Origin of the sequence: Entomohabitans teleogrylli (assembly GCF_001484765.1) — a bacterium.
Lineage (GTDB): Bacteria > Pseudomonadota > Gammaproteobacteria > Enterobacterales > Enterobacteriaceae > Entomohabitans > Entomohabitans teleogrylli.
Window position 1 is genome coordinate 277,253 of the sequence record NZ_KQ947377.1, and the last position, 18,167, is coordinate 295,419.

General features: G+C 57.4%; 18 protein-coding genes. 13 read left to right on the plus strand and 5 right to left on the minus strand.

The window, feature by feature from the left end; genetic code table 11:
• Nucleotides 1–289 precede the first annotated feature (289 nt).
• The 4 genes from AQ981_RS04480 to AQ981_RS04495 all read left to right on the plus strand — a co-directional run bounded on the left by AQ981_RS04480 (nt 290) and on the right by AQ981_RS04495 (nt 4,497).
• Nucleotides 290–2,206: a PTS mannitol transporter subunit IICBA gene (locus AQ981_RS04480; RefSeq protein ID WP_058910563.1), complete on the plus strand. Its 1,917-nt coding sequence runs from the start codon at nt 290–292 to the stop codon at nt 2,204–2,206.
• Between the two features lie 125 nt (nt 2,207–2,331).
• Complete coding sequence (gene mtlD, locus AQ981_RS04485) at nt 2,332–3,480, plus strand: mannitol-1-phosphate 5-dehydrogenase (protein ID WP_058910564.1); 1,149 nt, start codon at nt 2,332–2,334, stop codon at nt 3,478–3,480.
• 45 nt (nt 3,481–3,525) lie between these two features.
• Complete coding sequence (mtlR, locus tag AQ981_RS04490) at nt 3,526–4,065, plus strand: mannitol operon repressor MtlR (protein ID WP_058910565.1); 540 nt, start codon at nt 3,526–3,528, stop codon at nt 4,063–4,065.
• Nucleotides 4,066–4,134: 69 nt separating this feature from the next.
• Nucleotides 4,135–4,497 carry a YibL family ribosome-associated protein gene (locus tag AQ981_RS04495; protein WP_058910566.1) on the plus strand — a complete coding sequence of 121 codons (363 nt, stop codon included), beginning with the start codon at nt 4,135–4,137 and terminating at the stop codon, nt 4,495–4,497.
• 79 nt (nt 4,498–4,576) lie between these two features.
• On the opposite strand, the gene AQ981_RS04500 is transcribed toward AQ981_RS04495, so the two are convergent.
• Nucleotides 4,577–4,939: a TIR domain-containing protein gene (locus AQ981_RS04500; protein WP_058910567.1), complete on the minus strand. Its 363-nt coding sequence runs from the start codon at nt 4,937–4,939 to the stop codon at nt 4,577–4,579.
• Nucleotides 4,940–5,126: 187 nt separating this feature from the next.
• Here AQ981_RS04500 and AQ981_RS04505 point away from each other — a divergent pair, with 187 nt between their 5' ends.
• Nucleotides 5,127–5,882: a DeoR/GlpR family DNA-binding transcription regulator gene (locus AQ981_RS04505; RefSeq protein WP_058910568.1), complete on the plus strand. Its 756-nt coding sequence runs from the start codon at nt 5,127–5,129 to the stop codon at nt 5,880–5,882.
• Nucleotides 5,883–5,965: 83 nt separating this feature from the next.
• Here the strand turns inward: AQ981_RS04505 and yiiM are convergent, their stop codons facing one another.
• Both yiiM and sodA read right to left on the minus strand, forming a co-directional pair.
• On the minus strand, nt 5,966–6,643 hold the full coding sequence (gene yiiM / locus AQ981_RS04510) for a 6-hydroxyaminopurine reductase (RefSeq protein WP_058910569.1): 678 nt from the start codon (nt 6,641–6,643) through the stop codon (nt 5,966–5,968).
• Nucleotides 6,644–6,836: 193 nt separating this feature from the next.
• A complete protein-coding gene (gene sodA / locus AQ981_RS04515) occupies nt 6,837–7,457 on the minus strand; it encodes a superoxide dismutase [Mn] (protein ID WP_058910570.1) in 621 nt (206 codons plus the stop codon).
• Nucleotides 7,458–7,902: 445 nt separating this feature from the next.
• Here sodA and rhaT point away from each other — a divergent pair, with 445 nt between their 5' ends.
• A complete protein-coding gene (gene rhaT / locus AQ981_RS04520) occupies nt 7,903–8,937 on the plus strand; it encodes an L-rhamnose/proton symporter RhaT (protein ID WP_058910571.1) in 1,035 nt (344 codons plus the stop codon).
• Between the two features lie 10 nt (nt 8,938–8,947).
• Here rhaT and rhaR read toward each other — a convergent pair whose 3' ends face one another.
• Both rhaR and rhaS read right to left on the minus strand, forming a co-directional pair.
• Entirely contained in the window at nt 8,948–9,835 is an 888-nt protein-coding gene (gene rhaR, locus AQ981_RS04525; RefSeq protein WP_058910572.1) for an HTH-type transcriptional activator RhaR, read from the minus strand.
• A 69-nt stretch (nt 9,836–9,904) separates the two neighbouring features.
• Entirely contained in the window at nt 9,905–10,741 is an 837-nt protein-coding gene (gene rhaS, locus AQ981_RS04530) for an HTH-type transcriptional activator RhaS (protein WP_058910763.1), read from the minus strand.
• Nucleotides 10,742–11,054: 313 nt separating this feature from the next.
• Here rhaS and rhaB point away from each other — a divergent pair, with 313 nt between their 5' ends.
• From rhaB to AQ981_RS04565, 7 genes are all read left to right on the plus strand, one after another.
• Complete coding sequence (gene rhaB / locus AQ981_RS04535) at nt 11,055–12,524, plus strand: rhamnulokinase (RefSeq protein ID WP_058910573.1); 1,470 nt, start codon at nt 11,055–11,057, stop codon at nt 12,522–12,524.
• Nucleotides 12,521–13,780 (plus strand): L-rhamnose isomerase, encoded by a 1,260-nt coding sequence (gene rhaA / locus AQ981_RS04540; protein WP_058910574.1) that lies wholly within the window; start codon nt 12,521–12,523, stop codon nt 13,778–13,780. Before rhaB ends, rhaA begins: the two co-directional genes overlap by 4 nt.
• Before the next feature lie 82 nt (nt 13,781–13,862).
• Nucleotides 13,863–14,687, plus strand: a complete 825-nt coding sequence (gene rhaD / locus AQ981_RS04545; protein WP_058910764.1) for a rhamnulose-1-phosphate aldolase — start codon at nt 13,863–13,865, stop codon at nt 14,685–14,687.
• A gap of 85 nt (nt 14,688–14,772) precedes the next feature.
• Nucleotides 14,773–15,921 carry a lactaldehyde reductase gene (gene fucO, locus AQ981_RS04550; RefSeq protein WP_058910575.1) on the plus strand — a complete coding sequence of 383 codons (1,149 nt, stop codon included), beginning with the start codon at nt 14,773–14,775 and terminating at the stop codon, nt 15,919–15,921.
• Nucleotides 15,918–16,232: an L-rhamnose mutarotase gene (gene rhaM, locus AQ981_RS04555; RefSeq protein ID WP_058910576.1), complete on the plus strand. Its 315-nt coding sequence runs from the start codon at nt 15,918–15,920 to the stop codon at nt 16,230–16,232. The genes fucO and rhaM overlap by 4 nt, the downstream gene beginning before the upstream one ends.
• A gap of 683 nt (nt 16,233–16,915) precedes the next feature.
• Nucleotides 16,916–17,488: a fimbrial protein gene (locus AQ981_RS04560; protein WP_058910577.1), complete on the plus strand. Its 573-nt coding sequence runs from the start codon at nt 16,916–16,918 to the stop codon at nt 17,486–17,488.
• Between the two features lie 52 nt (nt 17,489–17,540).
• The gene (locus tag AQ981_RS04565) at nt 17,541–18,131 is read left to right on the plus strand and encodes a fimbrial protein (RefSeq protein ID WP_058910578.1); all 591 of its coding nucleotides are present in this window, start codon (nt 17,541–17,543) and stop codon (nt 18,129–18,131) included.
• Nucleotides 18,132–18,167 lie beyond the last annotated feature (36 nt).

The following is an 18,167-nucleotide window of genomic DNA, read 5'->3' on the forward strand; positions in this document are numbered from 1 at the left end:
ATAAACCAAAAATCAAAACGTGATTAAATTCACATTTTAACGGTATTTAACGCCAGAATCGGCCAGTGGTTGTTTTTTTACACAACAATTATGTGACAACAATCACCATATAAGGCCACCCCACCCCCATCATTTAGTGACTGAAATCACATAAAATTCCCCTGACTGGACAGTTGCCCTTTTCGGTGCCAGATTTCGCATCACACGAAAGATATCGGCGGCGTTGCTAACGAGCCGATAACAGTCAGTCCGGGCTCTTCCAGCGCCTGTTAACAACAAGGGGTGTTTTATGTCATCCGATATTAAGATCAAGGTGCAAAGCTTTGGTCGTTTTCTCAGCAATATGGTGATGCCCAACATCGGCGCGTTTATCGCCTGGGGGATCATCACCGCGTTATTTATTCCCACAGGGTGGTGGCCGAACGAAACGCTGGCGAAGCTGGTTGGCCCGATGATCTCTTACCTGCTGCCGCTGCTGATTGGCTATACCGGCGGACGGCTGGTCGGCGGCGAGCGCGGCGGCGTGGTGGGGGCGATTACCACCATGGGCGTGATTGTCGGTTCCGATATGCCGATGTTCCTCGGCTCAATGATTGTCGGCCCGCTGGGCGGCTACTGCATCAAGAAGTTCGACGCGGCGGTCGACGGCAAGATCAAGTCCGGCTTTGAAATGCTGGTGAATAACTTCTCCGCCGGCATCATCGGGATGATTCTGGCGATACTGGCGTTTCTCGGTATCGGTCCGGCGGTGGAAGTGTTGTCTAAACTGCTGGCGGCAGGCGTTAACTTCATGGTTTCCCATGACATGTTGCCGCTGGCCTCCATCTTTGTGGAACCGGCGAAAATCCTGTTCCTCAACAACGCCATTAACCACGGTATCTTCTCGCCGCTGGGCATTCAGCAGTCCCACGACCTCGGCAAGTCAATCTTCTTCCTGATTGAAGCCAACCCGGGCCCGGGGATGGGCGTTCTGCTGGCCTATATGTTCTTTGGCCGCGGCAACGCGAAACAATCTGCGGGCGGCGCGGCGATCATCCACTTCCTGGGCGGTATCCACGAAATCTACTTCCCGTATGTGCTGATGAACCCGCGTTTGATCATCGCCGTTATCCTCGGCGGTATGACTGGCGTCTTTACCCTGAGCGTGCTGAACGGCGGCCTGGTGTCTCCGGCGTCTCCGGGTTCGATCCTCGCGGTGCTGGCGATGACGCCGAAAGGCGCCTACTTCGCCAATATCGCGGCAATTGTCGCCGCCATGGCGGTCTCCTTTGTTATTTCGGCGGTGCTGCTGAAAACCAGCAAAGTCAAAGAAGAAGAGGACCTGGAAGCGGCGACCCGCCGGATGCAGGACATGAAATCCGGCGCCAAAGGCGCGGCTACGCCGCTGTCCGCCGGCGATGTCAGCAATGACCTGAGCCACGTGCGTAAAATCATTGTCGCCTGCGATGCCGGTATGGGCTCCAGCGCCATGGGCGCCGGGGTACTGCGCAAGAAAGTACAGGACGCCGGTTTGACGACGATTTCCGTCACCAACAGCGCAATCAACAATCTGCCGCCGGATGTCGACCTGGTGATCACTCACCGCGATCTGACCGAGCGCGCTATGCGCCAGGTGCCGCAGGCCCAGCATATTTCGCTGACCAACTTCCTCGACAGCGGCCTGTACACCAGCCTGACCGAGCGTCTGGTGGCCGCCCAGCGCCACAACGAGAACGAAGTCAAAGTACGCGACAGCCTGAAAGACAGCTTCGACGAGGGCTCGCTGTTCAAACTGGGGGCGGAGAATATCTTCCTCGGCCGTCAGGCCGCCAGTAAAGAAGAGGCTATCCGCTTCGCCGGCGAACAACTGGTGAACGGCGGCTACGTTGAGCCGGAATATGTCGATGCGATGCTGGAGCGGGAAAAACTCACCCCGACCTATCTGGGCGAATCCATTGCCGTACCGCACGGCACCGTGGAAGCCAAAGATCGGGTGCTGAAAACCGGCGTGGTATTCTGCCAGTATCCGCAGGGCGTGCGCTTCGGCGAAGAAGAGGACGAAGTCGCCCGGCTGGTTATCGGTATTGCGGCGCGTAATAACGAGCATATCCAGGTCATCACCAGTCTGACGAATGCGCTGGATGATGAGTCGGTCATCGAACGTCTGGCCAGTACCACCAGCGTTCAGGAAGTGCTCGACCTGCTGTCCGCGAATAAGACGGCGTAATTCACCGGCGGTTACGGCCGCCTTTCCCTCCCTCTCCGACAGGAGAGGGTTAGGGTGAGGGGAATCCGCGTTTTCCCCTCACCCCAGCCCGCCAGGGGTGCATTAATTCAGAGAAGGTTCACAACATGAAAGCATTACATTTCGGCGCAGGTAACATCGGTCGTGGATTTATCGGCAAACTGCTGGCGGACGCCGGCGTCACCTTAACATTCGCCGACGTCAATCAGGTGGTGCTGGATGCGTTAAACGCCCGCCACAGCTACCAGGTGCACGTGGTGGGCGAACAGGAGCAGGTAGATACCGTTTCCGGCGTCGACGCGGTGAGTAGCGTGGGCGAAGAGGTGGTGGAACTGATTGCCGGGGTGGATATGATCACCACCGCCGTCGGTCCGGTGGTGCTGGAACGCATTGCGCCCACCATCGTCAAAGGGCTGGCGCTGCGCCGCGCCCGGGGTAATGAGCAGCCGCTGAACATTATCGCCTGTGAAAACATGGTGCGCGGCACCACCCAGTTGAAGGGCCACGTATTTAATGCCCTGGCGGCGGAAGATAAGGCCTGGGTCGAGGGGCACGTCGGCTTCGTCGATTCCGCCGTCGACCGCATCGTTCCCCCCTCAGCGTCCGCCAGCGGAGACCCGCTGGAAGTGACCGTGGAAACGTTCAGCGAGTGGATTGTCGATAAAACCCAGTTTAACGGCGCGCCGCCGGCCATCCCCGGAATGGAGCTGACCGACAATCTGATGGCGTTTGTTGAACGTAAGCTCTTCACCCTGAACACCGGGCATGCTATAACCGCCTACCTCGGCAAACAGGTCGGCCACCGGACGATTCGCGACACGATCATTGACGGCAGTATTCGCGCGGTGGTGCAAGGGGCGATGGAAGAGAGCGGCGCGGTACTGATCAAACGCTACGGATTCGACCCGGAAAAACACGCCGCTTACATCCGGAAAATCCTCGGACGCTTCGAAAACCCGTACCTGGAAGATGACGTGGAGCGCGTCGGACGCCAGCCGCTGCGCAAACTGAGCGCCGGCGACCGTCTGATCAAACCGCTGCTCGGCACTCTGGAATACGGTCTGCCGCACCATAACCTGGTGCTGGGTATCGCTGCCGCCATGCACTACCGCAGCGAGGAAGACCCGCAGGCCCGGGAACTGGCGCAACTGATTGCTGATAAAGGCCCCCGGGATGCGCTGGCGCAGATTTCCGGCCTCGACGCCAACAGCGAGGTGGTGGCCGAAGCGGTTCGCGCTTATCACGCCGGCGAGTAACCAGACACGGCGCGGGAAACCGCGCCCCTAACCCGATTGTCAGATATGCAGGCAAAAATGGAAGAAACACAGGCCTTTGAAAACCGTGTGCTTGAGCGCCTGAATGCCGGCCACACTGTCCGGGGTCTGCTTATCGCCGCGGTGGAGTTAATTACCGAAGCGGTGAACCGGCTGGTTATCCAGGTATTCCGCAAAGATGACTACGCGGTGAAATATGCGGTGGAGCCTCTGCTGCACGGCGACGGGCCGCTGGGCGATCTTTCCGTGCGCCTGAAACTGATTTATGGCCTGGGCGTACTGAGCCGCGGCGAATATGAAGATTGCGAATTGCTGATGGCGCTGCGCGAAGAGCTGAATCACGACGGTAACGAATATGGCTTTACCGATGATGAAATCCTCGGCCCGTTCGGCGAACTGCACTGCGTCAGCGCGCTGCCGCCGGGTCCCCAGCCGGTCGACGACGGCGATGCGGAATTGCTGGCGATGCAGAAGCAGCGCTACCAGCAAATGGTACGCTCTACCATGGTCCTCTCCCTGACTGAGCTGATCTCAACGATCGGCTTAAAAAAAGCCTTCCAGAAGTAGCGGTTTTCGCACCCGCCGGGCGAATGGTGTATCCTTGCCCCTAATCTCCCGCAATAACCAGAAATCACCATGAAAGAAGTCGAAAAAAACGAAATCAAACGTCTCAGCGATCGCCTGGACGCCATTAAACACCAGCAGGCCGCACTGTCGCTGGTCGAACACGCAGAGAAATACGCCGAGCTGGAGCAGGAGAAAGCCACTCTGGAGAGCGAAATTGAGCGCCTGCGCGGCGTACGCGCCGGGAAACTCAGCAAAGAGGCGCAAAAGCTGCTGCAAATGCCTTTCCGGCGCGAGATCACCAAAAAAGAGCAGGCCGATATGGGCAAGCTGAAGAAAAGCGTGCGCGGACTGGTGGTCGTACACCCAATGACCGCGCTGGGCCGCGAAATGGGCCTTAAGGCCATGACCGGCTTTGCCAGCAGCGAGTTCTGATCCGCCAATCGCCCCTCTTCCCGGACAATGTGCCGGATTTCGCCAGCCGACTGCGGTCGCTGGCGATTTGCTTGCCGCCTTAAGCCTGAGGAATGCTCTCAAGGGTGGTGTAGATCGCTAATCCTTGCTGCCGCGCCACCTCAATATCCATATCCGCCCCTTTTGACGCCCCGGCGATACGGTAGATGGCATCGCATTTGCCGATCAGGCGATGGGCGACCGGATAGAGCAGCGACTCACTGATTTCATCGCCAATAGCGGTAGACCCCGCCGCTTTTGCCAGCGGCAATGCCAGCCATTCACCAATCACCGGAACATGCCCACGCTGGTATACCGCCAGCGCGGCCTCTTCCAGTCGCGACAGATTGGCGTCAATCAACTCTTGTTTTCCATCGGTGCCGCTGCGGTAAGGCCCGGCGATTAAAATCAATTGTCTGGACATAACGTCTTCACCCAATATCTTGAATAACAATACGATAAGGAAACTGCCACTGAGCAAAACGCCGCCATCGCCAATGCGCGATCATGCACGTTTTGCTGGTAAAACAGCGCTAAAACCGCTAGAGTTATCATCATAGATCGCACATTCATGCATCATCAAGCATTATCGTGCAGAAAGGGAAACCGCTATGCTCACCAGTCAGCGCAAAAAAATGATCCTTGACCTCCTTGCCGCAGAAGGACAGGTCCTGTCAAAACCGCTCAGTATCCGCTTTCAGGTCTCTGAAGACACCATACGCCGTGATTTACGGGATTTGGCGGCAGAGGGGCGTTTACAGCGCGTCCATGGCGGGGCGCTGCCATCCTCGTCGGCAACGGCGACATTTGCCGAGCGCCGGCAGGTGAAAACGGATGCGAAACGGATTCTGGCCAAAAAAGGCGCGGAGCTGATCTCCCCCGGCCAGGTGGTGATTATTGATGGCGGTACAACTACCACGGAATTGATTACCTGCTTACCGGCCGATCTCAACATCACTGTGGTGACTCACAGTCCGGGTATTGCGCTGGGCCTGGTCGATCACCCCGCCATTGATGTCATTCTTATCGGCGGGCGGCTGTACAAGCACTCTATCGTTACCGTCGGCGCCGCGGCTATCGAGGGGATCAACAGCATTCACGCCGATCTGTTTTTCATGGGCGTCACCGGTATCCATACCGAAGCGGGACTGACCACCGGCGATTACGAAGAGGCATGCATTAAACGCGCATTTTCCGCCAGGGCCGCGGAAACCATTGTTCTGGCCTCCCCGGAAAAAATCGGCAGCGCATCGCCATTTATGATCGGCGACCTGGCGCTGGTGAATACCGTGGTGGTTGAGAGCGGTACGGATGAAGTCTGGGTGAAGACCCTGCAGCAACAGGGCATTTCGGTGGTAACGGCATAGCGCACCCGGAACCGGAATCGCGGCCTCCCGGCATCAGACGCGACAACTCTGCGTTCCGGCTATTCCGCCACCGGGCTTAAGCGCTACCGCCGGCCATACAGGCGCCGGGTATTATCTTCAATCTGGCCGCTGAGCCGACGCTTTTGCATAGTGCGCGTCCAACTCACCGACAGCCCCGCCGCCGACAGCAGACGATGGTATTGCTCATCATCAAACGGCATATGCCAGGCAATGGCGATCGCCTGCGCCACGGTCACATCGCTGGTCCGGGACACCAGTTCCAGCGGCGTATCAGTGGCGACATTGCCGCCGGCGATCACCCGATACAGCCAGCCGCAGCGGCTGTGGTTTTGCAACTGTTCAGAAAAATCGGCGATCCCGAAATGGAAGTTCAGCTTGAAGCAGGGCGAACGCGGCTGGGTTACCTGAATCAGCGCCGCTCCCCAGCGGAAGATATCGCCGATGCATACATCCTGCTCCATCAGGCCATAGGTGGAGAGGTTCTCGCCGAACGCCGGCGGGCTGAACAAATCGGCCTGCTGCGGGTACTCCCTGGCCCAGAATTCATAGTGCTCGCGCGGATAGTGACACAGCGCCCGGTCCGGACCGCCGTGGAAACTTTTCTCGGCCTGCCAATCGCCTTCCAGACCCTGTTCGCTCAGCGTCAGTTCCCCTTCCACCTGGCGTTTAGCGATAGCGCTGGGGCGGCTTCCCGGGTAATCACGAATACTGCCGATATAAACCTGTAGAGGATAGTGCATCTCCCGCTCCCTGTAGTGCGTGTCGTGTGGTTCGCAATAGCCTCACTATACACGCGATAAGCGGCGCCGGGCACCCGCTCAACGAAGTCCCGCGTCTGCCTGCAGCAATAAAAAAGGCGGGCCAAAGCCCGCCTCAGTCGGCTGACAAAGCAGGAAAAAGCGTGGTTTTTCCTGCTTTGTGATGAGTTGAACGTTATTTTTTCGCCGCGAAACGCGCTGCCGCTTCGTCCCAGTTCACCACGTTCCAGAACTCTTTAATGTAGTCCGGACGGCGGTTCTGGAACTTCAGGTAGTAAGCGTGCTCCCAGACATCAAGGCCGAGGATCGGGAAACCAGAAGCGCCGGAGATAGCCTCGCCCATCAGCGGGGAGTCCTGGTTAGCGGTGGAAACCACAGCCAATTTATCGCCTTTCAGCACCAGCCACGCCCAGCCGGAGCCGAAACGGGTAGCCGCCGCTTTTTCAAATTCTTCCTGGAATTTTTCCACGCTACCGAAATCGCGCTCAATGGCCGCTTTCAGGTCGCCCTGCAGGGTGGTGCCTTTTTTCAGGCCTTTCCAGAACAGGCTGTGGTTAGCGTGGCCGCCGGCGTTATTGCGCAGCGCGGTTTTCTTGTCCGCCGGTACCTGGTCCAGTTTAGCGATCAGCTCTTCAACCGGCAGGCTGGCGAGTTCCGGCAGGCTTTCCAGCGCCGCGTTAGCATTATTGACGTAAGCCTGGTGGTGTTTGCTGTGATGGATTTCCATGGTCAGCTTGTCGAAATGCGGTTCCAGGGCGTCATAGGCATAAGGCAGCGATGGCAGTGTATAACTCATAATCTTTATCTCCATGATTGTCGGGCGGCAGAGGTGTTAACGCCGCGTAAGCAGTTGGTTCATTATAGTTAATTAAATGATATTGAAAATGCTTATCAATGCCATGTTTTTAGTGTGGGTATCCATCAAAAGCGCCGCGTCGCCCTGGGTCTGGCGGGTAAACCCGCGACACCCGCGGCTGTCCGCCGGATGGCGTCGGCAATTCACCGCCGGCCATCGACGCCCGACGGTTATATAACTTTTTTTTATGACCTCAGCGCGTAATGCGCTAAGCCCGCCATCAGCCGGATGTGGAAAATGTGATATCGCCCGGGGTGTTCCTGGCGTTTTTGCCAGCCGCGCTCTTCTGGCGGCAGTCGTTCAAAGGTTATCCTTTGCCAGTCTTTTTAAACTCGTTCTCAATGGGTTGTGCTGCAGCCCATGCCATAAAAAAGAGGATATGAGAATGAGTAACGCGATTACGATGGGTATCTTTTGGCATTTGATAGGTGCAGCCAGTGCAGCCTGTTTCTATGCCCCGTTCAAGAAAGTGCAACGCTGGTCATGGGAAACCATGTGGTCCGTCGGCGGCATTGTTTCCTGGCTGATTCTGCCATGGACCATCAGCGCCATCCTGTTGCCGGATTTCTGGGCTTACTATGGTTCTTTCAGCGCCTCCACCCTGTTGCCGGTATTTCTGTTCGGCGCCATGTGGGGGATAGGCAATATCAACTACGGCCTGACCATGCGCTATCTGGGTATGTCGATGGGCATTGGTATCGCCATCGGTATCACCCTGATTGTCGGTACTCTGATGACGCCGATTCTCAACGGCAAATTCGATGTGCTGATCGGGACACCCGGGGGCCGGATGACGCTGCTCGGGGTCGCCGTGGCGCTGGTTGGGGTAGCGATTGTCACCCGTGCCGGGCAGCTTAAAGAGCGCAAAATGGGCATTCAGGCGGAAGAGTTCAACCTGAAAAAAGGGCTGATTCTGGCGGTGATGTGCGGCATCTTCTCTGCCGGTATGTCCTTCGCTATGGATGCCGCCCGCCCGATGCACGAAGCCGCGGCCCGTCTGGGGGTTGATCCGCTGTACGTGGCGCTGCCCAGCTATGTGGTGATAATGGGCGGCGGCGCGCTGATTAACCTCGGCTTCTGTTTCATTCGCCTGGCGAAAGTCCCCACCCTGTCCGTCAAAGCCGACTTCTCGCTGGCGAAATCGCTGATTATCACTAACCTGCTGCTCTCGGCGCTGGGCGGCCTGATGTGGTATCTGCAGTTCTTCTTCTATGCCTGGGGCCACGCGCGCATTCCCGCCGAATACGGCTATATGAGCTGGATGCTGCACATGAGTTTCTATGTCCTGTGCGGCGGCCTGGTAGGGCTGGTGCTGCGCGAATGGACCAACGCAGGACGGCGCCCGGTCGGCGTGCTGAGCATCGGCTGCGTGGTGATTATCATCGCCGCCAATATCGTCGGGCTGGGGATGGCAAACTAACCCCGGGTCTTCACCGGACCGCGATGTCCGCCGCCGGCATCGCGGTTTCCTGCGGCGGCTCCCCGCTATGCTGACGCCACTGACTCGGCGTCATCCCCGCCTCGCGGGTAAATACCACCGAAAAATAGTTACTGTCCTCAAAGCCGCAGCGAGTGGCTACCTCACCAATCAGCAGATCGCTGTGCTGCAACAAATACTGGGCGTGACAGATACGCAACTGGCGCAGATAGTGGCCGATGGTCATGCCGGTCTGATTGCGGAATTGCTGGCGCAACGCCCTTTCGCTGCACTGATGCTGCAGGCAAAACGGTTCGAGGGCGAAGGGTTTGTCGCGGCTGTTGGCGAGGGCGGCGATCAGCGCGTCCAGCACCCCGGATTCCGGGAGGGCGACAGCGCTGTCCGCCGCGTAGCGATGGCGCTGCAGGACGATGGCCAGTTGCAAAAACAGCGCTTCGCACAGGCAATCCGCCAGCGGTTCGCGCTTATTGCTTTCCTGCTCCAGTTGAGTAATCAACTGGCGCGCCATGGTCATGCCCTGGCTGCTCAGCCGCCAGTTGGGCTGAAACGGCCCGTCCCGCAGGCCAGGAAGCAGCGCCGCCCAGTCCACGTTAAAGGTCAGCCGCTCCGGGCAGTAGAGAATGTTTTGTAGCACCAGATCGTTGACCGCGGCGTAACCGTGGCGATCCCTGGCGCGAATATAAAATAAATCGCCGCGGGTGATACGCCACGGACGATCGTTAAGCACGTGCAGACCGTTGCCGCGCCATACCAGCACCAGTTCGCAGAAGTCATGGGTATGCTGCGCGAAAACGCTCTGTGGATAGCGCACCTCCACCGCGACCGGCTGGCTGGCCGAGGCAAAAAAATCCGCTTTACGCAGAATAAGCCGCTCTGTCATATGCCCTCCTGTGCCAGTAACCGTCCATTATTGGTTATTGGCACAGGTAAAACGTTGATGCCCCTCGCGTTACTGTAGCCGGGCATCGCGGCGCAGGCGCACATCGCGCGGCGACCAGGCGTATTCGCGCCTGAACAGCGTGGAAAAGTGGTTGCTGTCGCCAAAACCGCACTGAAAGGCAATCTCCGTCACGCTGGCGTCGCTGTGGCGCAGCAGATGGTGCGCTTTGCCCAGCCGCAGACGGTTCAGGTAGCGCTGGGGAGTCAGGCCGGTTTGCTGTTTTAACTGGCGGTGCAGGGTACGCAGCGACAGCGAAAAACGTTCCGCCAGCGCCTCCCAGCAGATCGCTTCGGCAAAATTCTCTTCCAGCCAGGCGAGCAGGTGATTCAGGCGGCCGCCGTCCTCCTCCGGCCCTTCCGCCAGCCCGCCTTTGCGCAACAGAACCAGCAGTTGCATAAACAAGATCTCGCGCAGCGCGACAGCGCCCGGTTCGCTGCTCTCCAGAGGCGCCTCCAGTTGTTCCACCAGATAGCGGACCTGCTGCATCACCCCCTGGCTGATGCGCCAGTGGCACGGGTAATGACCGTCCTGCTCCCGGGGCAGCAGTTTCTCCAGCCCGGACAAAAAGCAGAAATCGTCCGGGGAGCGGAACAGCACATTGGTGAGGTGCAGGTTACCCGCATGTTCATACAGGTGACGATCGCTGTCGCGCACAAAGCAGACCGAGCCGCCGCTCAGGGTATATGGCTGGCCGTTAAAAATATGAGTGCCGGTGCCCTGTTCGACAATCACAATTTCATAGAAATCATGATCGTGCTCGGGAAATTCAATCTGCGGTTTGCGCGGCTCAATGGCCACGCTGGCCTGTCCTGAAGGGAAGAAATCAAATCCGTGTAATTTGGTCATCGTCATACCCTCCACCCTGTTTGCGTCCCCTGATAGTAGTGAACAGCAAGAACAACCCACCTTGAATTTTCGGCAGCAAATCGAGCAAAAACGGCACGATTTTCAAGAATCCGCCGGCGAACTGCGTGGAATGCGGCAAATGTCACATCCTGCGGCAACCAGTGACACCGGGGGTTTTGCGCAGTTCTGTGAACTCCCTCACGTTCACCTTTGCCTCTTTGCCAGCGGCCAAACGGCTCTGTCAGTGAAGCGAAGGTTGTCATGGCGACATGTTTTTAGACTGACAGGCAATGACTGAGAGAAGGACCACACCATGACTGTTCGCCACTGTGTTGCCGTGGATCTGGGCGCCTCAAGCGGCCGGGTGATGCTGGCAAATTATGACAACGCCACCCGCCGCCTGGTATTGCGTGAAATACACCGCTTCAGCAACTGCCTGCGCCAGGTGGATGGCTACGACACCTGGGACGTTGACGGACTGGAAGCGGAAATTCGCCGCGGCCTGCGCAAGGTATGCGACGCGGGTATCCTGATCGACAGTATCGGCATTGACACCTGGGGCGTGGACTACGTGCTGATTGACGCCAGCGGCCAGCGGGTGGGCCTGCCAGTCGCTTACCGGGACCACCGTACCGACGGCATCATGGCCAGGGCGCAATGCTCCCCCGGTAAAGAGGAGATCTACCGGCGCACCGGTATTCAGTTTCTGCCGTTTAACACCCTGTATCAGTTCCGGGCGCTGGCCGAACAACAGCCGGAGTTAGTGACCAAAGCGGCCCATGCGCTGCTGATACCGGACTATCTGTGTTTCCGTCTCACCGGGAAACTGAACTGGGAATACACCAACGCCACCACCACCCAACTGGTGAATATCAACACCGATAACTGGGACGATACCCTGCTGGCGTGGGCCGGCGTGCCGCGCCGCTGGTTCGGCACCCCGAGCCATCCGGGCAGCGTCATCGGTCACTGGATTTGCCCGCAGAATAACCGGATTCCGGTGGTTTCGGTGGCCACCCACGATACCGCCAGCGCGGTGATTGCCGCGCCGCTGGCCGACGGCGATGCCGCCTGGCTCTCTTCCGGCACCTGGTCGCTGATGGGCTTTGAAAGCAAAACCCCCTACACCAGCGACGCCGCGCTGGCCGCCAATATCACCAACGAAGGCGGCGCCGAAGGTCGCTACCGGGTACTGAAAAACATCATGGGACTGTGGCTGCTGCAACGGATCCTCAAAGAGCAGCAGGTCGGCGATATCGACGACCTGATCGCCCGCAGCCGCGCGCTGCCCGCCTGCCGCTACGTTATCAACCCGAACGATGAGCGGTTTATCAATCCAGGCAATATGAGCGCCGAAATTCAGGCCGCCTGTCGGGAAAGCGGCCAGCCGTTCCCGCAAGGAGATGCGCAACTGGCGCGCTGTATTTTCGACAGCCTGGCCCTGCTCTATGCCCGGGTTCTCGGCGAACTGGCGACCCTGCGCGGCCGGCCGTTTAAATGCCTGCACGTAGTAGGCGGCGGCAGCCAGAATCAGTTGTTGAATCAACTGTGCGCCGATGCCTGCGGTATCCCGGTGATTGCCGGCCCGGTGGAAGCCTCGACGCTCGGCAATATCGGCTGCCAGCTCATGGCGCTGGACGACATCAGCGATGTCGACGATTTCCGACGCGTGGTGAACGCCTGCCACAACCTGACCACTTATACCCCTAATCCTGACAGCGAAATTGCCCGCGCCGTGGCGCAGTTTCAGCCACCACAACAGACCAAGGAGCTTTGCGTATGACGACTCAACCTGAACACGCCTGGGAACTGGCAAAACAACGTTTTGCCGCCGTCGGCATCGATGTGGAGGCCGCTCTGCGTCAACTCGATACCCTGCCGGTGTCCATGCACTGCTGGCAGGGGGACGACGTCGCCGGTTTTGAAAATCCGCAAGGCAATCTGACCGGCGGTATTCAGGCGACCGGCAACTACCCGGGCAAAGCGCGTAACGCCGGCGAACTGCGCGCCGATATGGAACAGGCGCTGCGCCTGATCCCCGGTCCGAAACGGGTTAACCTGCACGCTATCTATCTCGAATCCGACACGCCGGTCTCCCGTGACCAGATCGAACCGCGGCATTTTAAAAATTGGGTGGAGTGGGCGAAACAGCATCAGTTGGGGCTGGACTTTAACCCGTCCTGCTTCTCTCATCCGCTGAGCGCCGACGGTTTTACCCTGTCCCACGCCGATCCGCAAATTCGCCAGTTCTGGATCGATCACTGTAAAGCCAGCCGCCGTATTTCAGCATATTTCGGCGAACAGCTCGGCACGCCATCGGTGATGAACATCTGGATCCCGGACGGCATGAAAGACATCACCGTCGACCGCCTGGCGCCGCGTAGCCGACTGCTGGCGGCGCTGGACGAGGTTATCAGTGAAAAGCTGAACCCGGCGCACCATATTGACGCGGTGGAGAGCAAACTGTTCGGTATCGGCGCGGAAAGCTATACCGTGGGCTCCGGCGAGTTCTACATGGGCTACGCCACCAGCCGCCAGACCGCCCTGTGCCTCGACGCCGGCCACTTCCACCCAACCGAGGTGATTTCCGACAAGATCTCCGCCGCCATGCTCTATGTACCGCGCCTGCTGCTGCATGTCAGCCGCCCGGTACGCTGGGACAGCGACCATGTGGTGCTGCTGGATGATGAAACCCAGGCCATCGCCAGCGAGATCGTACGCCACGGGCTGTTCGACCGGGTACATATCGGCCTTGATTTCTTCGACGCCTCCATCAACCGCATCGCCGCCTGGGTTATCGGCACCCGCAACATGAAGAAAGCCCTGTTGCGCGCCCTGCTGGAGCCTACCGATCAACTCCGCAAACTGGAAAACGCCGGCGACTACACCGCACGGCTGGCACTGCTGGAAGAGCAGAAATCGCTACCGTGGCAGGCAGTGTGGGAGATGTATTGCCAGCGCCACGATACCCCCGTCGGCAGCGAATGGCTGACCACGGTACGCGCCTATGAACAACAGATCCTCAGCCAGCGCGGTTAATAACATCACTACCACCGGCGATGCCTGCGTCGCCGGTGCCATACAGACACGCCCGGGAACCGGGTTTCAGGAATTACCGACTATGCAGAACATTATTAGCGCCTGGTTTGTCCAGGGAATGATCAAAGCCACTTCCGACGCCTGGCTGAAAGGCTGGGACGAACGCAACGGCGGCAACCTGACCCTGCGCCTTGATGAGGCCGATATCGCGCCGTACAGCGGCGATTTCCACGCCGCGCCGCGCTACATTCCCCTCAGCCAGCCAATGCCGGTACTGGCCAATACGCCGTTTATCGTCACCGGTTCCGGCAAGTTCTTCCGTAACGTTCAACTGGACCCGGCGGCCAATATCGGCGTGGTGAAAGTCGACAGCGATGGTACCGGTTACCATATTCTGTGGGGTCTGGAAAACGACGCGCTGCCAACCTCCGAACTGCCGGCCCACTTCCTGTCCCACTGCGCGCGAATCAGCGCCACCGGCGGCAAAGACCGGGTGATTATGCACTGCCATGCCACCAATCTTATCGCCCTCACCTACGTACTGGAAAACGACACCAGACTGATCACCCGTAAGCTGTGGGAAGGCAGTACCGAATGCCTGGTGGTATTCCCGGACGGCGTCGGCATTTTGCCGTGGATGGTGCCCGGCACCGATGAGATAGGCGAAGCCACCGCCGCAGAGATGTCGCGCCATGCGCTGGTGCTGTGGCCGTTTCACGGCGTGTTCGGCAGCGGCCCGACTATCGATGAGGCTTTTGGCCTGATCGATACCGCCGAGAAGTCCGCCGAAATTCTCGTCAAGGTGCTGTCGATGGGCGGTATGAAGCAAACTATTTCCCGGGACCAACTGGTTGCACTTGGAAAGCGGTTTGGCGTCACGCCGCTGGCGGGAGCCCTGGATTTATAATGGCGCTTTCGGCGACGCGTTCCCGGTCGGGTCTCCCGGGCCTCCGTCGCCGCTCACGGTTTATGGAAAACTAAGGAGAGAGAACATGAGCTTTTTGTTGGCGTTACCAAAAATCAGCCTCCACGGCGCCGGCGCCATCGGCGATATGGTCAATATGGTTGCCACAAAACAGTGGGGCAAAGCCCTGGTGGTGACGGACGGCCAACTGGTGAAACTCGGCCTGCTGGATAGTCTGTTCAGCGCTCTGGACGCCCATCAGATGCCATACCAGCTGTTTGACGAGGTGTTTCCCAATCCCACGGAGGCCCTGGTACAAAAAGGTTATGCCGCTTTTCAGGACGGGCAATGTGACTACATCATCGCCTTCGGCGGCGGCAGCCCGATCGATACCGCGAAAGCGATCAAAATCCTCACCGCTAACCCCGGCCCGTCAACCCGCTATTCCGGGGTCGGAAAGGTAAAAAACCCCGGCGTCCATCTGGTGGCGATTAACACCACCGCCGGTACCGCCGCCGAAATGACCAGCAACGCGGTGATCATTGATACCGAACGCCAGGTCAAAGAGGTGATTATCGACCCGAATATCATTCCGGATATCGCCGTCGACGACGCCAGCGTTATGCTCAACATCCCGGCCAGCGTCACCGCCGCCACCGGAATGGACGCCCTGACCCACGCCGTGGAGGCGTATGTCTCTGTCGGCGCCCATCCGCTTACCGACGCTAACGCGCTGGAAGCAATCCGCATTATCGCCCGCTGGCTACCGAAAGCGGTGGACGACGGTCAGAACCTTGAGGCCCGCGAGCAGATGGCCTACGGCCAGTATCTGGCAGGAATGGCGTTCAACAGCGCCGGCCTGGGGCTGGTTCACGCACTGGCCCACCAGCCGGGCGCCACGCACGATCTGCCGCATGGGGTGTGCAACGCGATCCTGCTGCCGGTAATTGAAAACTTTAACCGTCCGCAGGCCGTGGCGCGCTTTGCGCGGATCGCCGCCGCGCTGGGTGTCGATACCAGCGGGATGAGCGAAGAGCAGGCCAGCCTGCAGGCGATCGCCGCCATCCGCGCCCTCTCCGCCCGGGTCGGTATTCCCTCCGGCTTCCGTGAGCTGGGTATTACACAAGCGGATATCGAAGGCTGGCTGGATAAAGCGCTGGCGGATCCGTGTGCGCCGTGCAACCCGCGCAGCGCATCGCGCGACGAAGTGCGCACGCTGTATATGGAGGCGCTATGATTCGCAAAGCCTTTGTGATGCAGGTCAATCCTGACGCTCACGAAGAGTACCAGCGCCGCCACAACCCGATCTGGCCGGAGCTTGAGGCGGTGCTGAAGTCCCACGGCGCCCACCACTATGCGATTTATCTCGACACCGTGCGCAACCTGCTGTTCGCCAGCGTCGAGATCGAATCGGAAGCGCGCTGGAACGCGGTGGCGCAAACCGAAGTCTGCCAGCGCTGGTGGCAATATATGCGCGACATCATGCCCTGCAATCCGGATAACAGCCCGGTCAGTGAAGAGTTGCAAAACGTCTTCTGGCTGGAGTAATTTCCCCGCCCCACCCGGTAATGCCGCCGGGTGGATTCTTTTTCCTATCCCCAAATCCTGGTTATATTCCTAGTTTTCATTATACCGCCACAAGATATAATCCCAAAACATATAAAATCATAGAAGCAAATGATCTTATCTGCATAATAAATAAACCCAAATGATCTTTTCTGTAAATCAGAAAAGCCTTCTTCTAAAATTATTTACATAATAATTATCACCCTGCAAAATTAAATAAAAACAACCTTTTGTTAATTAACAAAATAAATAAATAAAAACATCATCAAAAATTATCAAAAAAAATAAAAAATAGCCCCGAATTATTTCCATCAAAATACTTTACTCTCCACAAGCGCCAATTTACTATTCAATGTAGGTAGTGAGTATAAGTAAAATCATTCAGGCTTCCGCAAGGCTGCAAGCATAATTATGTGAAATCCTTACGTGAAAAGAGAGTATGACAAATCCATCAGGAATAATTCCGGACACGCAAAAAGGCGAGGAACTGAAATGGACACATATAATCAACGCACTGAATATCCGGAATTTCAATCAGTAATGTGAAAGCTTCAACACCTTTTCAATTTGCAACCAGACCTACCAGGGGCACTATTGTTACAACAGTTACTACAGGTTGAAATAGTACTAATGGCAGGCAGATAAACCTAAAGGAAAAAACATTTATGACAATCAAATATTACCTGTCATCCAGTATTATCAGCGCCATATTGATATCTCCAATAGTACAAGCCGCTGACGGAACCATTACGTTTAACGGCAGTATCACCGCATCAACCTGTGTTGTCGCTGGCGCCGCTCAAACCGGGCAAACCCACTCAACCGCAGCAATTATCAGGCTACCAACGCTTCCTGCATCCACTTTCGACAACGGCGCCAACGTGGCAGGCACCACTAATTTTGAAATCCTGCTCACCGGCTGCCTGGCAACCACCACACTGCAAAACGTCCGCACACTGTTCACCACGCCAGACCAGGTGAGCAACGGTGTTATCGTCGCCGGTTCTAACGGCAGCGACAGCGCAGCAGGTAACATTGGGATAAAACTGCAAACAGAAGGCGGTAACACCCTCGACGTAAACGGTGGCCCGAATCAGGATCCTGGCTATCCGCTGCCCTCCGTGAGCGGCGACGTGAAGATGAAATACCAGGTGTCCTATTCGGTTGTTAACTCCAGCGCTCCAGTTACCGCCGGGGTGGTTTATAACACCATCAACTATGAAATCTCTTATTTCTGAGTAACTCCCCCGGCTCAGCGCTGGGGGCTATAACAGCAAGGAGTCCCGGTCTATGAATATAAACCAAGGCGGATTATCACTGGCCTTTTGTCTGCTGCTGACCGCCACGGTTGTACTGGCAGAGAGCGGTTCACTAATCGTGAGTGGTGCGATTACCACGTCTACCTGCACGGTGCTGGGGGTCATTTCTGATAAGGATATCGGTACCGGACAGCCGGAAATTAACCCGTCAATAACTCTTGGCAATCTCTCCGAATACGATAACTCGGCGAACAGCTTTCGCTGGTTCCAGATCCACCTCAAAGACTGTTACGCCAGCGCCAGCCAGAACAGAATCCGCATCCGCCTGAGCAGTCCTTACGCCGATAAAAACGGTTATCTGGGCAACGCCATCAGTAATGGAGCCCAGGGAAAAGTCATCGTGTTCTATGAAAGAAACCTTGATACCAACAACAGTCAATTTTTGCCCATAGGTCAGGGCCGATCGGCAACCGCTTTTCGCACCTTACCCATGGCGGGAAATACTGGAGTAGACGGTACCATCCGCTTTGGTTTTATCGCCAGCGCACTTGACGCTTACAATGAAACCGTCACTCCTGGACCATTTACTACATCGGTCAATTACGAAATCGAATACCAATAAGTTTCCGGCTGAGAAGTATCAAAAAATCGCAACAGG